This window comes from Cryptosporangium sp. NPDC051539, from assembly GCF_044454545.1.
Taxonomy (GTDB): Bacteria; Actinomycetota; Actinomycetes; order Mycobacteriales; family Cryptosporangiaceae; genus Cryptosporangium.
Genome location: NZ_JBITDV010000021.1, coordinates 41691 through 58368 on the forward strand (window position 1 = coordinate 41691; position 16678 = coordinate 58368).

The 16678-nt window shown below is 69.3% G+C and carries 22 protein-coding genes and 1 pseudogene; 11 read left to right on the forward strand and 12 right to left on the reverse strand.

Annotated elements, in window-relative coordinates; genetic code table 11:
* Positions 1 to 96: 96 nt before the first annotated feature.
* Both ACIBZJ_RS41460 and ACIBZJ_RS41465 read right to left on the reverse strand, forming a co-directional pair.
* Positions 97 to 324: a peptidoglycan-binding protein gene (locus ACIBZJ_RS41460; protein WP_395939097.1), complete on the reverse strand. Its 228-nt coding sequence runs from the start codon at positions 322 to 324 to the stop codon at positions 97 to 99.
* A gap of 191 nt (positions 325 to 515) precedes the next feature.
* A complete protein-coding gene (locus ACIBZJ_RS41465) occupies positions 516 to 1259 on the reverse strand; it encodes an SDR family oxidoreductase (protein ID WP_395939098.1) in 744 nt (247 codons plus the stop codon).
* Positions 1260 to 1278: 19 nt separating this feature from the next.
* On the opposite strand from ACIBZJ_RS41465, the pseudogene ACIBZJ_RS41470 reads away from it, so the two are divergent.
* Positions 1279 to 1488: pseudogene (locus tag ACIBZJ_RS41470) on the forward strand (hypothetical protein); the annotation flags it as partial.
* 13 nt (positions 1489 to 1501) lie between these two features.
* On the forward strand, positions 1502 to 1699 hold the full coding sequence (locus ACIBZJ_RS41475) for a hypothetical protein (RefSeq protein ID WP_395939099.1): 198 nt from the start codon (positions 1502 to 1504) through the stop codon (positions 1697 to 1699).
* A gap of 23 nt (positions 1700 to 1722) precedes the next feature.
* Here the strand turns inward: ACIBZJ_RS41475 and ACIBZJ_RS41480 are convergent, their stop codons facing one another.
* From ACIBZJ_RS41480 to ACIBZJ_RS41495, 4 genes are all read right to left on the reverse strand, one after another.
* On the reverse strand, positions 1723 to 2094 hold the full coding sequence (locus tag ACIBZJ_RS41480; RefSeq protein ID WP_395939100.1) for a siderophore-interacting protein: 372 nt from the start codon (positions 2092 to 2094) through the stop codon (positions 1723 to 1725).
* Between the two features lie 78 nt (positions 2095 to 2172).
* Positions 2173 to 3069 (reverse strand): RNA polymerase sigma-70 factor, encoded by an 897-nt coding sequence (locus ACIBZJ_RS41485; protein WP_395939101.1) that lies wholly within the window; start codon positions 3067 to 3069, stop codon positions 2173 to 2175.
* Between the two features lie 101 nt (positions 3070 to 3170).
* Positions 3171 to 3848: a DUF998 domain-containing protein gene (locus ACIBZJ_RS41490; RefSeq protein WP_395939102.1), complete on the reverse strand. Its 678-nt coding sequence runs from the start codon at positions 3846 to 3848 to the stop codon at positions 3171 to 3173.
* Between the two features lie 14 nt (positions 3849 to 3862).
* Positions 3863 to 4915, reverse strand: a complete 1053-nt coding sequence (locus ACIBZJ_RS41495) for a medium chain dehydrogenase/reductase family protein (RefSeq protein WP_395939103.1) — start codon at positions 4913 to 4915, stop codon at positions 3863 to 3865.
* A 133-nt stretch (positions 4916 to 5048) separates the two neighbouring features.
* Between ACIBZJ_RS41495 and ACIBZJ_RS41500 the strand changes: the two genes are divergently transcribed.
* The gene (locus ACIBZJ_RS41500) at positions 5049 to 5777 is read left to right on the forward strand and encodes a TetR/AcrR family transcriptional regulator (RefSeq protein ID WP_395939104.1); all 729 of its coding nucleotides are present in this window, start codon (positions 5049 to 5051) and stop codon (positions 5775 to 5777) included.
* A 247-nt stretch (positions 5778 to 6024) separates the two neighbouring features.
* On the opposite strand, the gene ACIBZJ_RS41505 is transcribed toward ACIBZJ_RS41500, so the two are convergent.
* Positions 6025 to 6378, reverse strand: a complete 354-nt coding sequence (locus tag ACIBZJ_RS41505) for a cupin domain-containing protein (RefSeq protein ID WP_395939105.1) — start codon at positions 6376 to 6378, stop codon at positions 6025 to 6027.
* A gap of 51 nt (positions 6379 to 6429) precedes the next feature.
* Between ACIBZJ_RS41505 and ACIBZJ_RS41510 the strand changes: the two genes are divergently transcribed.
* The gene (locus ACIBZJ_RS41510) at positions 6430 to 7401 is read left to right on the forward strand and encodes a GlxA family transcriptional regulator (RefSeq protein ID WP_395939106.1); all 972 of its coding nucleotides are present in this window, start codon (positions 6430 to 6432) and stop codon (positions 7399 to 7401) included.
* Between the two features lie 175 nt (positions 7402 to 7576).
* On the opposite strand, the gene ACIBZJ_RS41515 is transcribed toward ACIBZJ_RS41510, so the two are convergent.
* A complete protein-coding gene (locus ACIBZJ_RS41515) occupies positions 7577 to 7708 on the reverse strand; it encodes a hypothetical protein (RefSeq protein ID WP_395933060.1) in 132 nt (43 codons plus the stop codon).
* A gap of 739 nt (positions 7709 to 8447) precedes the next feature.
* Between ACIBZJ_RS41515 and ACIBZJ_RS41520 the strand changes: the two genes are divergently transcribed.
* On the forward strand, positions 8448 to 8873 hold the full coding sequence (locus ACIBZJ_RS41520) for a hypothetical protein (RefSeq protein ID WP_395939107.1): 426 nt from the start codon (positions 8448 to 8450) through the stop codon (positions 8871 to 8873).
* A gap of 43 nt (positions 8874 to 8916) precedes the next feature.
* Positions 8917 to 9108 carry a hypothetical protein gene (locus ACIBZJ_RS41525; protein WP_395939108.1) on the forward strand — a complete coding sequence of 64 codons (192 nt, stop codon included), beginning with the start codon at positions 8917 to 8919 and terminating at the stop codon, positions 9106 to 9108.
* A 368-nt stretch (positions 9109 to 9476) separates the two neighbouring features.
* Here ACIBZJ_RS41525 and ACIBZJ_RS41530 read toward each other — a convergent pair whose 3' ends face one another.
* The 4 genes from ACIBZJ_RS41530 to ACIBZJ_RS41545 form a co-directional block, all read right to left on the reverse strand.
* Positions 9477 to 10361, reverse strand: coding sequence for a type II CAAX prenyl endopeptidase Rce1 family protein (locus ACIBZJ_RS41530; protein ID WP_395939109.1), 885 nt, complete (start codon positions 10359 to 10361; stop codon positions 9477 to 9479).
* A gap of 69 nt (positions 10362 to 10430) precedes the next feature.
* Positions 10431 to 10835 (reverse strand): DUF4260 domain-containing protein, encoded by a 405-nt coding sequence (locus ACIBZJ_RS41535; protein WP_395939110.1) that lies wholly within the window; start codon positions 10833 to 10835, stop codon positions 10431 to 10433.
* A gap of 13 nt (positions 10836 to 10848) precedes the next feature.
* Entirely contained in the window at positions 10849 to 11709 is an 861-nt protein-coding gene (locus ACIBZJ_RS41540; RefSeq protein ID WP_395939111.1) for an alpha/beta fold hydrolase, read from the reverse strand.
* Between the two features lie 79 nt (positions 11710 to 11788).
* Positions 11789 to 13273: an FAD-dependent oxidoreductase gene (locus tag ACIBZJ_RS41545; RefSeq protein WP_395939173.1), complete on the reverse strand. Its 1485-nt coding sequence runs from the start codon at positions 13271 to 13273 to the stop codon at positions 11789 to 11791.
* Positions 13274 to 13395: 122 nt separating this feature from the next.
* On the opposite strand from ACIBZJ_RS41545, the gene ACIBZJ_RS41550 reads away from it, so the two are divergent.
* The 5 genes from ACIBZJ_RS41550 (at position 13396) to ACIBZJ_RS41570 (ending at position 16501) form a co-directional block, all read left to right on the forward strand.
* A complete protein-coding gene (locus tag ACIBZJ_RS41550; RefSeq protein WP_395939112.1) occupies positions 13396 to 13995 on the forward strand; it encodes a TetR/AcrR family transcriptional regulator in 600 nt (199 codons plus the stop codon).
* 176 nt (positions 13996 to 14171) lie between these two features.
* Positions 14172 to 14696 carry a cupin domain-containing protein gene (locus tag ACIBZJ_RS41555; protein ID WP_395939113.1) on the forward strand — a complete coding sequence of 175 codons (525 nt, stop codon included), beginning with the start codon at positions 14172 to 14174 and terminating at the stop codon, positions 14694 to 14696.
* A 247-nt stretch (positions 14697 to 14943) separates the two neighbouring features.
* Entirely contained in the window at positions 14944 to 15630 is a 687-nt protein-coding gene (locus ACIBZJ_RS41560; RefSeq protein WP_395939114.1) for an SDR family NAD(P)-dependent oxidoreductase, read from the forward strand.
* Positions 15627 to 16151 (forward strand): sugar phosphate isomerase/epimerase family protein, encoded by a 525-nt coding sequence (locus ACIBZJ_RS41565; protein ID WP_395939115.1) that lies wholly within the window; start codon positions 15627 to 15629, stop codon positions 16149 to 16151. Before ACIBZJ_RS41560 ends, ACIBZJ_RS41565 begins: the two co-directional genes overlap by 4 nt.
* On the forward strand, positions 16148 to 16501 hold the full coding sequence (locus tag ACIBZJ_RS41570; protein WP_395939116.1) for a sugar phosphate isomerase/epimerase family protein: 354 nt from the start codon (positions 16148 to 16150) through the stop codon (positions 16499 to 16501). The genes ACIBZJ_RS41565 and ACIBZJ_RS41570 overlap by 4 nt, the downstream gene beginning before the upstream one ends.
* Positions 16502 to 16678 lie beyond the last annotated feature (177 nt).

The window sequence follows — 16678 nt, forward strand, 5'->3', positions numbered from 1 at the left end:
TGCGTCCGGAGGGGTCGGCCGGCCGTCCAGCGCGATCTCGATCGACGTGGCCAGATGTGCGGCGCGGCCGGCGGTGCGGACCCCGGACCGGACTGGTCAGCTCCTGCGCTGGTCCCGGAGCCATGGCCAGGTCTGCGGGCCGACCTTGCCGTCCTCCCTCAGACCGGCGTCGAAGAGTTCGTTCTGCATCTCCTGGAACTGCTTCGCCTTGCTCTGGGACGTGGGCCCGAAGACGCCGTCGATGGTCAGGGTGAAGCGGTAGTGCTTGAGCAGGCACTGGGCCTCGATGCCTGCGGCGGAAACGCCGGTGGCCGAGGGCTGCACCGTGTTTCCGGAGTAATAGCCGGCGTGCCAGTCACCGCGGCTGTCCTGGCTCCAGTTGCAGGCATACGTGGCCGACGCGGAGGTCGCAGGTCGCCGGGCCTGGTGTCTACGCCGCCATGTGCGTTTCCGCTTCGAAACGCTCACGGCGACGATCAGGCCGGCGACCTCGGCCGCTCGGTGTCCGCGCCCCGCTACTGCCGCGCGAGCCACTCGTCGAACGTGACTTCTCCGAGTTGCGCCTGGGCGCCCGGGAGCAGCGTCCGCTCGCTCATCCGGATATTGAAGTACGGAGCCTGCTCATCCGTGATGACCTCGCGCGGGTCACCCTTCGCCGCGAGGGCCTTACGCACGAGCGCGTCGAGCCCGAACTGCTCCGGGCCGCCGATCTCGCGGATCCCGTTCACCGGCTCCGCGACTGCCGTACGGCCGACGCCGGCCGCGACGTCGTCGGCCGCCATCGGTTGGAACAGGGCGGACGGTAGCCGGACCGCGCCGTCCACCGTGCTGAAGTCCGCGATCACCGCGACGAACTCGAAGAACTGAGTGGCGTGCACGATCGAGTACGGCAGACCCGACTCACGGATCAGCGTCTCCTGCGCGGTCTTGGCCCGGAAGTAGCCCGATTCCTGAAGGCGGTCCGTGCCCACCACCGACAGCGCCAGGTAGTGCTCGACGCCGGCCTTCGCGGACGACTCGAGCAGGTTCGTGGTGGCGGTCCGGAAGAAGTCCATCGCGGGTCCGTCGTCGAAGGACGGCGAGTTCGAGACGTCGACCACGACCGCCGCGCCCTCCAGCGCCGGGCCGAGTCCCTCGCCGGTCAGCGTGTTCACGCCGGTGCTGGGGGCGGCCGCCACGGCCTGGTGTCCGTGCTCGGCCAACGTGCCGACCAGCTTGGATCCGATCAGCCCGGTTCCGCCGATTACCACAATCTTCACGATCGTCCCTCGATTCGAGATGGGAGACGCCACCGACGGCGGCTCTGCTCTCCCAGACCGGACAGCGCTGCGATCTGTGACGCGGCCGCGTCTGTCACATCCGCCGGGTGGTCCCGGACGGAGAGCGCGACGCCATCGATCGAGGACTTCCGCGAGCACGTGCAGTGGGCGCCCGATCATCGAGGTCACCGACCTCTCCACTGCGCTCCGGGCCCTCGACGAGATCGTGGAGCAGGGGGAGGGTGCCGCCCATCACGAGGTGTGGGACGGCGCAGCGCAACCCGCGTCTGGCGTTCAACGGCGAACCGGATCTGCTCGGCAGCGCGGTCGGCGCCGTGTACGGGCTCAAGAAGCAGGCCCAGTCGCTGCTGAGCCTGCCGGCGGGCGACGGCCGGACCGCCGGCCCGACGTTCGAGTACGTTCCACCCGCACAGCGCTAGCCCAGCGCGTCCGGCTAGCCCGTTCACGGTGCGTCGGAATGCCACCCCCGCAACTTGGCCGGGTTGAGCACGATCCAGAGCGCCGAGATCCGGGCCTCCACCGATGCGAGGGCGACGACCGCGATTGCCCGGCCGGCGCGGCGCAAGGCCAGCCCGGCGCGGCCGTTCACGGCCTCGACCGTCAGCTCCCCGTCCGGCGCTCGGCACAGCAGGAGCTCGACCAGGTCGGCGACGTCGTCCGCCCCGCGGACGGAACTCAGCGCGGCCGGCAGCAGTCCACCGCCGTCGCAGATCGCGACGGCGTCCGGATCGAGCGCGGCCCGCAGAGCCGCGCCGCTTCCCGTCCTACAGGCCCAGACGAACCGGTGGACGATCTCGTCATGCTGGTCGCGCATGCCCGCACCGGGTCCTCTGTTCTCTCGCCGTCACCAGCCAGGACCGGCTAGCGCGCCGGTTCGTGACACGGACGGGTCTCAGGAGACCGCGGCGATCTTCTCCGGGTTCACCATCCACAGCACCTGGTCGACGCCGTCGGCCGACGCGCTGATCGTCAGGACCCCGTAGACGCTGCCGCCCCGGCGCAGAACGGCCGCGGTCTGCCCGTTGGTCTGCGCCCAGCCCACCTCGACGTCGTCCCAGAACCAGCCGGAGATCGCCGCGAGGAACTTCGTGACCCGAGCGGCCCCGGTGATCGCCGTGCGGGCCACCTGGTGGCCCCCGTTGCCGTCCGACAGGCTGGTGACGTCGGGGGAGAACAGCTTCTCCAACCCGGTGAGGTCGCCGGAGCGGGCGGCCTCGAGGAACGTGACCAGCAACTCGCGCTGCGCGGCCGGGGAGACCGGCGTCCGCCGTTCGGCGGCCATGTGTTTGCGGGCCCGGCTGACCAGCTGGCGCACCGCCGGTTGGCTCGTCCGAAGGATCTCGGCGATCTGCGCGTACGGGTAGTCGAACGCTTCGCGCAACACGTAGGCGGCGCGTTCGTGGTCGGACAGCTTCTCCATCAGCAGTAGCGCCGCGAACTCCAGTGCCTCGCCGCGCTCGGCGCCCAGGTACGGGTCTGCGCTGGTGTCGACCGGCTCGGGCAGCCACGGACCGACGTAGGTCTCGCGGCGCGCCCGCGCCGACGTCAGCGCGTTGATGGCCAGCCGGGTCGTCGTCGTCGCGAGGAACGCGGCCGGGTTCCGTACGGTGCTGCGGTCGTAGGTCTGCCACCGCAGCCAGACGTCCTGTACCAGGTCCTCGGCCTCGGTGGCGCTGCTGAGCATGCGGTAGGCGATGCCGAACAGGCGCGGCCGGACGCTCGCGAAGACCTCCGCGGCCGTCTCCAGATCGGCGGCGTCGTTCGGGACATCCACCTCGGAATCCGTCACCCGTGTTCCTCGCCCGGTCGTGTCCTCTGCCACGAAGCTACCCGGTGCCCGGTCACGCCGCTTCCGTGCGAGACGGAGAGATGCGGTGCAGGTGCGAATCGCTAGGCCTGACGACGGGGATGCGCCGCGGAGGCCCGCGTGAGCGCGAGGCCGGTGAGCAGAGCCCACAGGAGGTAGCTGTAGAGGGAGATGCGTTCGGCCAGTCCGGTGGGCGTCCATCCGTACGTGAGGGGGATGTTGAGCAGCCCGATGCAGCCGAGCACGATGCTCGCGATCGCGAGCCAGCGGGGGAGCCCGAGGGCGCTGCCCGACAGCCCGCTGACGATGGCCAGCGCGTTTCCGGCGATGATCGAGAGGAATGCGCCGACCAGATAGAGCACCAGGGTTCCGTCGTCGAAACGCGCTGGGCCGAGCGGGAACGCGGCGAACAGGAGCAAGGCGACTGCCTGGGCAACCCCGAGCCCGGCGGTCGTCCGTCGTTTCCAGCCGGTCAGCCGTCGGCTCTGGGCGACGCTCGCGGCGGCGACGAGCGATCCCGAGACGACCCACGCGATGCTCATCAGCCACCACAGCGGCGAGGAGATCACGAAACCGCGGAACTCGCCGACGAACGGGTTGCCGAGGAAATTGACGTAGTCGTCGAGATAGCTGTACGGACGCCGGTTCCATGCGGCCGCGACGACGGCCTCGGAGATCAGGCTGATGAGGGGCGCCGCGACGAGGGCCGGCCCGGCCCACCGTGCGACGGTGCGGGGCGAGTTGGCCGTCAAGGACGACACGGGTGCTCCGCGGCTCACGGGACCAGGAGGATCTTGCCGAGGGCCGTGCGGCCGGAGGACTCCGACAGCTCCATCGCCGCGGTGACCTCGGTGAGCGGAAAACGGGCAGCGATCTGCGCGGTGAGTTCGCCGTCCCGGAGCAGGCCGAAGACGTGCGTGAGATCGGTACGGATGCGGGCCAGGAACGCCGCCCGCTTGACCGAGCCCGGCTTGCCGGCGCCGGCCCAGACGTTGTAGAAGCTCGCGTGCTTGCCCGTGGGCAGGGAGTTCCAGTACGTCAGTTTGGTCAGCAGCACCAGGAAGGTCAGCAATACGGGAGTTTTGTCGTCGAGGTAGCTGGCGATGCTGTACGAAACCAGCGTCCCGGTGCGGTTGAGCAGCCGGTAGGAGCGGTCGAGGCTGGCCCCGCCGAGGTGATCGAACACGGCGTCCACCCCGTCGGGCGCCAGTTCCCGAACCCGGGCCGCGAGGTCGGGGTCGTGGTAGTCGATCGGCTCCGCCCCGAGTGCGCGCAGCGCCTCGTGATGGCGTGGGCTCGCGGTGCCGATCACGCGGACGCCCGCCCGCTGGGCGAGTTGCACCAGGATCGTGCCCACCCCGCCGCTGGCACCCAGCACGAGAACGGTCTGCCCGGCTCGCACCTTCGCGCTGCCGTGCAGCATCTGGTACGCGGTCAGCCCGTTGACGACGAGCGTTTCCGCCTCGTCGGCCCCGACTCCGTCGGGTACCTCCACCAGTTCGGCGGCGGTCAGGAGGACTGCCGTGGCCCAGGCGCCGGTCTTGGTCAGCGCGGCGACCCGCCGGCCGATCAGCGCCTGGTCCACGTCGGAGCCGACCGACTCGACGATGCCGACGAGGTCGTAGCCCGGCACGAACGGGAACTTGGGCTGGCCTTGGTAGCGGCCCCGGCGCATCGCGCTTTCGGCGAACGACACCGCGGTGGACTCCACCCGCACCAGCGCCTGGCCGGCCGCCGGCGCCGGAAGCGTGCGTTTCGCCAGCCGCAGGCCCGATGGCGCAACCTTGCCCGGCAGTACCACCTCGGAGGTGGTCACGGCGGTACTCATGGCGGGCTCCTCAAATTCGTTACGGTCCATCATTCTGCGAACACCGGTAACTATGCGCATGTCCATCGCTCAGCGTCAACCCGTCGCAGAGCGATGATCAATAACTAAGGGCTTAGACCGTTACGATGCGACGATGGTTAACGAACCGCAGGCGATGAACCGACGTGAGCGGCTGCGGGCACAGACATTCCAGGAGATCGAGGACGCGTCCTTCGCGATCATCGACACGGACGGTGTGCACGCGTTGTCGATCGCAGCGCTGGCCAGGAGCATGGCGATGTCCGCGCCGGCGGTGTACCGCTACTTCCCGTCGAGGGACGCGCTGCTGACGCACCTGATGACCCGGTCCTACCGGCAACTCGTGACGGCGATGACCCAGGCGCTCGAGGGCAGCGGCCCGGCACCGCGCACCCGGGTGCGGCTCCTGGTCGCTGCGTACCGGGAGTGGGCTCTCCGGTACGGGCACCGGTACGGAATGCTCTTCGGCCAGCGGGGCGCGGGCACACCCGAAGACGTCGGCGCACCCGAAGACGTCGGTGCCCGGACCCCGCTGGATCAGGCGATGGCCCTGCTCGTCGATCTGCTGGCACCCCTGTCGGACCGCGCGTCCCGGGAGGACTCGAGCGGCGACCGGACGCTGGACGGGCAACTACGGACGTGGGCCCGGACCCAGCAACGGCCGGACACCACGCCGCGGACTGCGCGCACCGCCATCGCCATCTGGACGCGCGTGCACGGAATCGTGAGTCTCGAACTCACCGGCATGCTCGACGGCCAGTCCGTCGAGGCGCAGCGGCTGATCGACCTGGAGGTCGACAACGCGATCGAACTGCTGACACCGACCGGCCCGCGATCGCTGTGAGTACCGCGTCCTGCGGATGACTTCGACGACGAGGCGCCGGCCGGTCGGTCACCGTCCCGCTCCACCCGTTCCGGCCCGTCCAGCCGGTACGGCGCTGACGAGAGGTGGTCGCCAGAGGACGTCCTGCCTCGGCGGCGTAGGCGTCGAACGCCGCTGCACGCCAACGGCGATCATCGGGTCGTTGTGGGTTCGGGGATCCGGCGTCCGTAGGCCCCCGAGGACCTTGAAGCCCGGCTACGGCACCCCGTCAGTCAGCGTCGCTCCACGACGGCTTGCCGCCGGCCGCGGTGGAGGTCACGTCGGGACCGACCAGCAGGAAATGGGCCTCCTCGCCGTCGACCCGTGGGCAGTGCTCGACGCCCCGCGGGATGACCAGCAGGTCACCCGGGCTCAGGTGCACGTCACCGTCCCGCAGTTGGATCGTCAGCTTCCCGGACAGCAGCAGGAAGGTCTCGTCCTGATCGTCGTGGGAGTGCCAGTTCGTCGACCGGGTACCTTTCGCGACCTTGAACAGGTTTCCGTTGGCCACGGCGAGCGTCCGCTGGGACCAGAACTCGGTGAGCCCGGCCGCTTCGTCGGCCAGAGCGAACTTGGTGAGCATGCACCGATACTGACCGGGCCGCCGGCACCGTGGCCTTGAGAGGAATGACCAATGCCGCTGAGATCCTCACATCGGGTCGTTCTCGTCGTCGACGAGCAGTCCAACCCCTTCGAGGTCGGCTGCGCATGCGAGATCTTCGGCGGCCCGCTCCGACCGGAGATCGGCTTCCCGCTGTACGACCTCCGGGTGGCCGCCCCGCGACGGTCGACGCCCATGCGCGACGCGCTGTTCAGCATCGGCGCGGTGGGACGCCTCGACGAGATCGACGGGGCCGACACCGTGATCGTGCCGAACCGGCCGGACGTGCAGACCCCGGCCCGCCCGGCCTTGGTCGCCGCGCTGCGCCGCGCCCACGACCGCGGCGCGCGTCTCGTCGGCCTCTGCACGGGTGCGTTCACCCTCGCCGAGGCGGGCCTGCTCGACGGGCGCCGGGCGACGGTCCATTGGACCTTGGCCGAGGACTTCCGGCTCCGCTTTCCCTCGGTGCGCCTGGAACCCGACGTACTTTTCATCGACGACGGAGAGCTGCTCACCTCGGCCGGTAGCGCCGCCGCACTCGATCTCGGCCTGCACATCGTGCGGCGCGACCACGGCGCCGAAATCGCCAACCACGTCAGCCGCCGTCTCGTCTTCGCCGCCTATCGTGACGGCGGGCAGCGTCAGTTCGTGGAACGCCCGGTACCGCCGGCCACCGGCCAGTCCCTCGCGACGGTGCTGGCCTGGGCCCAGCAGCACCTGGACCAGCCGATCACCGTCGCCGCGCTCGCCCGCCGGGGCAGCATGAGCGCGGGAAGCCTGCACCGCCGCTTCCGCGCCGAACTCGGCACCACGCCGCTGGCCTGGCTGACCGCCGAGCGCGTCGCCCTGGCCTGCCGTCTGATCGAGCAGGGCGCTCCCGGGCTCGAGACCGTCGCGCGGCACTCCGGACTGGGCAGCGCAGCCACCATGCGGGCCCTGTTCAAGCGGCACATGGGCGTCAGCCCGGCTGACTACCGACGCCGCTTCACCGCCAGGGCGGGATAGCTCGTCCCGTGATGGCGAGCGTTTTCGCTCTCCGAGGCGGCGCCGATGTGGGAGTCGTCGACGGCCGGATCGGGGCCAAGACGTCGGGCGGCATCCCGGCGCAGACGTGGAGCGGCCCGGACGTGGAGCGGCCCGGAGCGCGGGTTTCGCGTTCCGGGCCGGGGTGCTGGGTGGTTCAGTTGCAGTAGTTGTAGTCCCAGCAGTCGTTGTAGTGCTTGCGGTGGTGGCGGCGACGGGGGCGGCAGTCGTAGTCGTACGAGTTGTCGTTGCAGTCGTACGAGTAGTCGTAGTCGTAGCAGCCGCTCATGTCGTCCAGCCTCCTGAGGTTGTTCGGCGGGGTGTGTCCCCGTCCTGGGACTACCTTCTCGCCGGACGCGCGCCGATTCGATCGTCGGGATGACGCCGCGAACGTTCGGTTCACAACACTCGCTCCTCAGCGTCGAGGAGCCCATCGGACCACCTGCCACGTTCACGGCACTCGACCACTTCGTGAACCGCCCGTCGCGCTGGGCGACGTTTGCAGTGTTCACAACCGCCGCGCCCTTCGGCGAGAACGCCACCGGTCGGCTTCCGGACCAGGTCGGCCGGGGTTCCGCCGCTGCGCCGGACGGCTCTCCGACCGTCGCGGAGTCCCTTGCAGCGCGGGCCGACGTGGAAGACTCTCCCGCCTCCGGGGACTGCTACTCGCTTCGGGCAGCCGAGGACCGACACGCGACACTCCGCGCACTGACGCTCCGGCAGCAGGTGAATGCGGTCGTCTTCGCCGCGGCCACCAGGCGCGGTGTGGAGACCGGGATCTTCATCGCCGAGGAGGGCGACGTCGTACTGCAAAGGCAACCGGCCGAGCTGGCTAGCCTGAGGCGCGCAGTGACCAGCCGCAGCCTCGACACCCCGTCGCACAACGAGCCACGAGGACGCCGAGAAGTCATGGGGCCCCACCATGGCCGGCAGTGGGCCTGTGCCCACAATTTGCGCCCCACGAACGCTCCGCGCGCAGGTCGTCGTAGCGCAACCGGCGGCCACGCGAGTACCGTCGCAGGGCGCGCTTGATCTACGTTTCAAGGGAGGGAATCAAGTTGGCTCATATCGAGGTGGACGAAGTCACCAAGCAGGTGATCTCATTCGCCGCCAAAATGGACGATGTTTCCGAAGGGGAGATCATTCGGAGACTAGTCGGCAGATTCGCCCTGCAGCCCGAGCCTGATCCAGGCGAGTCCGGCGTCGCAATCTTGGCGATCTACGAGGGACACGAGGTCAGAGCACGGTTCTACGGCCCGGCTCGAGTCGTGATCTCGGACGGCCCCTTGGCGGGACAGTCATTCAAGACCCCCACCGGCGCCGCCCGCGCGGTTGTCCGTCACTACAACCCTCAAGTGAACGACAACCGCAATGGGTGGACGTTCTGGCAGTTGGACGACGGCGAAGGCCCACGGTCATGGCTGCAGACACTGCGCCCGACGGGCGACCGCTGACCGCGACGCACCCCCCTGAGCCCGCTTCGCCGAAAGGACATCGATGAATCAGCGGGAGCAACGCCCGTTATGGGCGGCGGTGATGCTATTGGCAGGATCGTTGGCCGGCGCTGCGGCCGGCTGGCTGTCGTGGCTGGCCAGCGACAACGTCCCGACAGCACTGCTCGCCGGTGGTGGGACTTTCGCCGGTGCGGTCCTACTCCTTCTTGCACTGTTCAACTTCGTCGCGGGTTGATCGTCGGTGAACGGCGGGAGTGGACTCCCGCCGTCTCCCGAGCGTCGGCTCCGATGAGTACTCACCGCTCGCCTACCGAACCGGCCGACGCTCGTCGCACGTGGGCGCGCTCCGGACGACGGCGGACGCGCCGGACGGGAGTGACTGCTGCGGGTGCGTCGCGTTCCGCGTGGTCGAGTGGGCCGCGAAGCAGCACCACTCCGGTGGGGTGGTGCTGCGAGCGGAAGTGGCCACTCGTGCCAGTGGGGAGAGATCGCACGGCGTCGGGAGGAGCCACCGAGCAGTGTCCGCTGTTCGTCGTCGGCGATCGCGCCCGCACGGCCTGGCCCAGCGGCCGGTCCGGACGGGCCGGGCGGCGACGCCAAGTCTCAGCTCGTTCCCTTGCCCGCTGGTTGCGAGGGGCCGGCACCAACAAGGGGTTCGCCCGGAGCCAGCAGTTTCGTCCATCGGCCGCGCGACGCCAGCGCGGCCGCGACGACGGCGACGACCGAGACGAGAACACCGCCCTCGCCGAGCCATGTCTGTGCACCGTCGCCCGTCGTGGCGGGGTCGAAGGCGCTCTGAATGATGCTGTTCCAGGCGGCATGCAGAACCACCGCCGGCCAGATGCTGCCAGTTTCGAGGCGGACGCGAGCAATCACGAAAGCCGAGGAAATAGTGGTCAACGCGAAGCCGACCAGCCCGATGATCTTGGATCCGCCACTGTTCACGACATAGGAGCCGGTGATGATCAACGGCGCGTGCCAGAGCGCCCAAATCACCCCGCTGGAGAGTACCGGGCGAGGAACGCCGGCCTCGATGAGCCGGGTCAGCAGGTAACCGCGCCAGCCGATCTCCTCGCCGGTCGTCGAGAGGCAGGCGACTGCCGTTGTGACAGTTGCCCCGAGCAGGAGGCCGGTGAGGAAACCGTGGGGTGGATCCGTGTATTCAGCCAATCCGGTGGCCCAGGCGATGCCGTAGGCGATCAGCCCGATCGCGATTGGATACGCTATCGCGGCCAGGAGGATTCGCAGGGTTCGCCATCCGCCGAATCGAAACGACACATCGCGGAATCCTTCACGCAGGAAAAGTCGGCAGATCACCGAGGCGAGCGCGACCGACCACATCAGGGCGAGGAACCACCGGGTGTCGTCGGTCTCGACAACGATGGCAACAAAAATGAGGTTGAAGATCGCCACCAGAGATAGGAACAGCACCAGCCCCCGGCGTGCCTTCATCCGCCGATCGTGCGTGGAGCCCATCGCAGTGGTCATGAAAGCCTCCTGGATTCCGCCCGGCGTCCGGCGAAGAGTGAGTAGATGGGCCAGCGAGGACGTGACCGGTCAGTGGTTGCCGTGCACGCCCAGGTGCGTCACAGCGAAGCTGTGGTCGTACTTGAGGCCGTACTTCAGGACGCGGTCGACGCCGATGTGGAGCAGGCCGACCGCCCCGGCCACGGTGAGCGCGTCGACCTGCCAGACCGCTCCGGCAGCCAGCAGGGCAAGCGGCAGCAGCGTGGAGTGCGCGAGGTTGTAGATCCACGCGCCTGTCCGCGCGCCCGCGAGATAGCCGAGCCAGGACAGGTCGGGAGCGAAGAACAACGCAGGGATCAGCCACCAGGAATGTGTCGTGGTGGCGAAGACGACAAGTGCGGCCACTCCGACGGCCAAGGCTTCGAGCCGCAGCCACACAAGCGGCCGGCCGGTGACCACACCCGTCACTCCGTCGTGGTCGGCGGAAGGCGTCATGTCCGTGGAGGCTCTAGCCACGGGTCCGGTCGGCGAGGAACGCGACGATCAGGTCAGCGACCGCCTCGGGATATTCCGCGTGAGGATAGTGACCCGCGTTCGCGAGCATCACGTACCTCCCCGTACCGGCCGGCATGTGCTCGACGATCGCGGCGGCCTCGGCCTCAGGATCCGGGAAATCGGAATCCTCCCGGCCCATGACCACCAGCGCCGGGCATCGGATGTCGGCGAGCTGTGCGCCGGCCTGCGTCAGCGTTGCCGACGAGGCGGCCATCTTCTGTGCCGCCTCTTTCCGGCCGGGTTCGCGCAGATTCGCCTCGAGCCCGGCCAGCCAGGCGTCCCAGTCGGCCGGCTTGCGCCCCGGGTAGGCCAGGTCGAGGTACTTCAACCAGCTCTTGAGACTTCCGGTGAAGGCAAACCGCCCGAGCAGGATCGCGCCACGGCGGTACCGGCGGTCCCGTAAGAAGGTGGTCAGGCTGTAGGCCGGCGGCCGGGTGAAGGGATCGATCTCCACGATCGCGCTGACCGCATCCGGTGTCGTCGCTGCCGCGATCGTCACCGCCCCACCCGAAAACGACTGTCCGACGAGTACCGCGGGGCCGCCCAGAGCACCGACCACCTCGAGCAGATCCGTCGCGGTGTCCGCGTGGTTGTAGGAGCTGAAGCCGGTACTGGACGCGCCGTGCCCCCGCAGGTCGACGCTGACGACGCGGTACCCGGCCCGAGCGATCAGCGGGGCGAGCAAGCGGAAGGAACTGCGGCTGTCGGCCATGCCCGGGCACAGCACCACGAGCGGTCCGCGCCCTACCGATTCGTAAGCGATCCGGCCATCCGGCACCTCCACATAAAACACATTTCCGGCATTATTGCTCACGATTCTCTCCGTTCGAGGTGGATCCGCAGGGGGTGTCAACCAGATCGGCGGCAGATCCTCAGCGCGAGAGCTTCCCTGGTCAGAAGAACTCACCGAGGTATCTCGTCACGGCCGAGGCGTCGCCCGCGTCCGAGATGAGTCCCACATAGCCGTCGGGACGAACGAGCACGATCGTGCGGCTACCGGCGTCATATGTCCGGCGCAGATGGTCGGCGGAATCGACCAGGTCGCCGGGGGCTGTCGCGTCGTCGGTGACCCGGAGCCTCTGGACCTCGAAGCGGGGGGTTGCGCTCTCACCTGCGCCGCCGAAGCACAGCAAGACGAAGTGTCCGCCGCGCACCAGGTCGAACAGTCGTCGATCGCCTTCGGGCGTCACCAGCCCGGTGGCGTCCGGTGCGCGGTCGCCGGCCCGGAGGGCGGCGGAGTCGTCGCGGTCGTCATGAGCGAGCACCGAGCCGCGATATCCGATATCGAGTTGGATCGTGCCGGCATCGCGGCCGGTCGGCAGTTCGTTCGTCTCGATCGCCGTGTCGAGGCGCGAAGTCGACAGGCCCAAGACGTGCGCCGCGACCGGTCGTCGCTCGGACTCGTAGGTGTCGAGCAGGTTCGGACGGGCGCCGTCGACCACCGCGGCAAGCTTCCAGCCGAGATTGACGGCGTCCTGGATTCCGGTGTTCATTCCTTGGCCGCCGGCGGGCGAATGGATGTGCGCGGCGTCGCCGGCCAGGAGCACGCGCCCGTCGCGATAGTGGTCGACGAGGCGGATGTTGGCACGCCACAGCGACGACCACGTCGGCTCGTGCAGGCGGAGGTCGGCACGACCGGTGCGCCGATCGAGGATCGCCTGCAGGTTCGAGAGGCTGAGTTCCGCGTTCTGTCCCGGCGAGATTCCGGCCTGGAATTGAAACGTGCTGGTTGCCGGCAGTGGGCAGAGCGCGACGATGCCCTCGGCGTGGCGCCAGATCCGCCACGCCTCCCGGTCGAGCCCCTCAACCCGGGCGTCGGCGACGATCATCCGTACGTCGTCGCGGGTTTCGCCCGGGAAGGCGAGGCCGGCCTGCTTGCGGACGGTGCTGTGACCGCCATCGCAGCCGACGAGCCACTGGACGGTGAGGGTGGCCGGCTGGCCGCGGTTGACGATGTGGGCGGTTACGCCGTCGTCGGTTTGCTCGAAACCGCTGAGCGACGTGCCGAACTCGACTTCGCCGCCGAGCTCGGACAGGCGCGACCGCAGCACCTCCTCGGTGCGCCATTGGGGGATGATCAGGCTGGTCGTGTACGGGATGTCGGGACGGCCGGCCAACGCGTCGGGCACGGCGCCGCCGGGCGTCACCCGGCCGTCCGGAGCGATCGACTGGATCGGCATCGCCATCCGGCCGCCGGCGAGCACCTCATCGATGAGGCCGAAATCCTCGAAGACCTCGAGCGTGCGTGGCTGGAGGCCCTTTCCGCGCGAGCCGGGCGCCGGCGCCGGGGCGGCCTCGATCAGCCGGATGCGCACGCCACGGCGCACGAGATCGCACGCCAGCGTGAGCCCGGCCGGCCCGGCGCCGACGATGAGCACGGTCGGCGCGCCGGACGAGAACGCGGTGTCGAACAATGCCCACCTCGCTATAAGAGTTGCTTCCCTCTCTTAAACGCTAGCGGTATCAGATAAGAGAAGCAAGCCTCTCCTATGATGGAGGCATGAGCACACCGGCCGACAAACGTCCCCAGCGTCGTCGCGGGCCCGCCCTCGAGGCAGCACTGCTGGACGCCACCTGGGACGAGCTGGTGGAGACGGGCTTCGCGAAGCTGACGATGGAATCGGTCGCGGCCCGGGCGAAGACGGGGATCGCCGTGCTGTACCGGCGATGGGCCAACAAAGACGAGTTGGTGCTCGCGGCGTTGTCGCACTATCGCCACAGCCATCCGGCCGACCTCCCCGACAGCGGCACCCTGCGGGGTGACCTGCTGATCGCGCTCATCGGAATGGGTGAGGAGCGTGCGTCGTTCGTCATCACCGCGGCCCTTGCGGGGTCTGCCGGACTGCTGGCAGGCACCGGACTCAGCCCTGCGCAGGCGCGGGAACGGATCTTCGGCGAGCAGCCGGCCGTGCGAGTCCAGACCATCTACCGGCGCGCTGCGTCCCGAGGCGAGATCGACCTGGCGCGCACGCCACCGGCCGTGCTCGCCATGCCCTACGACCTGGTGCGCCACGACTTGCTGCTCCGGCTCGAGCCCGTGTCGCGCGAACGCATCCGGTCCATCGTCGACGACCTGTTCCTGCCGCTGATCCGGCGCTGAAACCGGGGTCGCCCGCCGCCGGAAAAGTTCCGGTGACACCGGAGCACCCCACCCAGCGGAAAGCGGACGTCGACGGGTCCCGCGAGCCCGGGCCACCCTCGGATCGTGATGCGCACTCACTCCCCGGCATTTCGATCCCACCGAGAGCTGGCGTCGAACCCACGGAAGGCAGACCTGTGAAGCTTCTCGTCACCGCCGTCGATCCGGAGGGTCGATCCGTCTTCGAGCGCGAGTCGCAGCTCGCTCCGGTCGCGGCTTCGCTCGCGCCGGATCTGATCAACTACCCGATCATTGCGACGCTCGACCCGAGCGACCTGCTCGGTGGCGCCTACGCCGAGGCAGAGGACATGCCGTTCTTTCCTCCGCCAGGTGCCCTTCGCGCGTTTCAGCTGGAGATCGCTGCACCGAACGCGTCGGACGGAGCCGCGCCGACCGCCGACCAATTGGACGAGGCCGAGCGCCTGTTCCCGGGCCTGTTCGCGGCGATGGAAGCAGATCCTCCCGGAATGCACCGAACCGACACCGTCGACTTCGTGGTCGTTCTCGACGGGGAGGTGGTGCTGGAACTGGACGACGGTCAGGAGCGCACGTTGCGCCCCTATGACGTGGTGATCCAACGGGGTGCGCGGCACCGCTGGCGCAATGAGACGAACAAGCCCCTTCGGCTCTCGGTCGTGATGCTCGGAATCCATCGGCCGTAGGACGCGCCGCCTATTCGGCTGCCGCCGGGCCTCCGCGTCCAGGAGCCTTCGTCGTGAGGTGATCGACCGCGTCTGCCAGGGTTTCCGCCAACCGGGCGGGCATCGACATCATCGGCGAATGGCTCGAAGGCAGTTCGGCCCACCAGGTGGCCCGCTCGGCGAGATCCCGTTGCCGCGCAACGGGCAGGGCGCGGTCCCGGGTGCAAACGACGTAGTAGCTCGGCACCGAGCGCCAGAGCACGACGCCGTGATCGAATCCGCGCAGAGGTTCGCGGCCGACTTTCCCGGCCTGGAGGCGATACCGGAACAGGTCGATCTCGGCTCGATCGACTCCATTCGGCACCTGGTGGATCGGGTCGAGGCGCGGTTCGGGCGCATCGACGTGCTCGTGAACAACGCGGCCACCAACCGCCGAGCCTCGCTGGCCGAACTGCGCCAGGGCGACTGGGACGTGATGTCCGACGTCAACCTGCGCGGGCCGGCGTTCCTCGCGTCGGCCTGCTCGGACGCCTTCGCGCGCCAGCGGTCGGGAGCGATAGTCAACATCGCCTCCCGTTCGTGGGTGTCCGGCGGCCCCGTCGCGTACGTCACGATGAAGGCCGGCATCGTCGGTCTCACGCGAGCGCTCGCGACCGAACTGGCGAGCAGCAACGTGCGGGCCAACGCGGTCGCGCCGAGCTTCCTGGTCTCGGACTTCACGGCCCACGGCAGAACGTCCGACGCCATGTCGCGCCTGCTCGAGAGCTACCGGGAGATCACACCGCTGCCCCGGATGACGCGGCCCGAGGACGTCGCCAACGCGGTCGTCTTCCTCGCGTCCGAGAAGGCGTCGTTCGTGACGGGTGAAGTCATCCATGTGTGCGGCGGAGCCCAACTGGCTCCGCTGCCCCGCCTGCCCCTCGTCCTGCCCGCGGATCGGCGGCGCGATCGGTGAACGCGCCGACGCCGACGTTCGGTCTCCCGTTCCCGATCGCGTACGCCTCCGTGTCGCTGCACGACCTCTCGCCGGAACAGGCCGTTCGCGAAGCCGCCGCCGCGGGGTATGCCGGCGTCGAGTGGAAGGTCGGTGACGCTCCCCACGCCGCCGACAGCACTGCCTCCGGTCCGTTCCTCTCCGCCAACCGATGCACGATTCCGCCGGGGCCCGGCGGAGCGGCGCTCGTCCGTCGGCTCGCCGCGGAGAGCGGGCTGGCCGTCGTCGGCCTCGGCCCGTATCTCCAAGTCGGCGACCGCGACGGCCTGGACGCGATGTTCGACATGGCGGTGGCGGCCGGATCGCCGCAGATCCGGTTCCAGGCCCCGCGTCTCGGCCGCGAGCCGTTCGCGTACGCCGGTCTCGCCGAAGCGACGCGTTCCTATGTCCGCGCGGCGGGCAGCCACGCGGCCCGGACCGGGGTGCGGTTCGTCCTCGAACTGCACCACCGGACCATCGCCCCGAGCTCGCGCTTCGCGTGATCGAGGGAGCAGACCCGGAACACGTCGGTGTCATCTTCGACGTCGGGAACAACGTCTGGGAGGGCTACGCCGACCCGCGGCTCACGATTGCGCTGCTCGGACCGTATCTGCACCACGTTCACCTCAAGAACGTCCGCGCCGCGAGGTCGGGGGACCGCTGGGTTCACGAGTGGGCGCCGTTGGCGGAGGGGTTCCTCGACGTCGGAGACGTCCTGGCCACGCTCGACCGGCAGCGCTACTCCGGCTGGATCACGATCGAGGACCTGTCGAGGGACCGGACGCCGACGGAGACGCTGCACTTCAACGCGACGTACCTCCGGGGGTTGGCCGACCGGGTCAGGCCGCGCTGAACGTCCTACCGCGCCTTCGCGTTCGACCGACCCGGCCCGGACGCGGGTCGCGATCTCCGAGGCGAGGTCCAGTGGCGGACCGGTCATCCGGTTGTGAACGATCGCTTCTGCAGATGATGGAGGAAGCCGCCGATCTCGAGCAGCGCCGTCGCGCCGTCGCCGACGGGATCGCGCCGG

Coding starts and splice junctions, on each gene's coding strand:
- ACIBZJ_RS41480 (WP_395939100.1), bottom strand. CDS start 2,094: ATGCGCGACCAGCATGACGAGATCGTCCACCGGTTCGTCTGGGCCTGT.
- ACIBZJ_RS41495 (WP_395939103.1), bottom strand. CDS start 4,915: ATGAGTACCGCCGTGACCACCTCCGAGGTGGTACTGCCGGGCAAGGTT.
- ACIBZJ_RS41500 (WP_395939104.1), top strand. CDS start 5,049: ATGGTTAACGAACCGCAGGCGATGAACCGACGTGAGCGGCTGCGGGCA.
- ACIBZJ_RS41505 (WP_395939105.1), bottom strand. CDS start 6,378: ATGCTCACCAAGTTCGCTCTGGCCGACGAAGCGGCCGGGCTCACCGAG.
- ACIBZJ_RS41510 (WP_395939106.1), top strand. CDS start 6,430: ATGCCGCTGAGATCCTCACATCGGGTCGTTCTCGTCGTCGACGAGCAG.
- ACIBZJ_RS41515 (WP_395933060.1), bottom strand. CDS start 7,708: ATGAGCGGCTGCTACGACTACGACTACTCGTACGACTGCAACGACAAC.
- ACIBZJ_RS41525 (WP_395939108.1), top strand. CDS start 8,917: ATGAATCAGCGGGAGCAACGCCCGTTATGGGCGGCGGTGATGCTATTG.
- ACIBZJ_RS41530 (WP_395939109.1), bottom strand. CDS start 10,361: ATGACCACTGCGATGGGCTCCACGCACGATCGGCGGATGAAGGCACGC.
- ACIBZJ_RS41535 (WP_395939110.1), bottom strand. CDS start 10,835: ATGACGCCTTCCGCCGACCACGACGGAGTGACGGGTGTGGTCACCGGC.
- ACIBZJ_RS41550 (WP_395939112.1), top strand. CDS start 13,396: ATGAGCACACCGGCCGACAAACGTCCCCAGCGTCGTCGCGGGCCCGCC.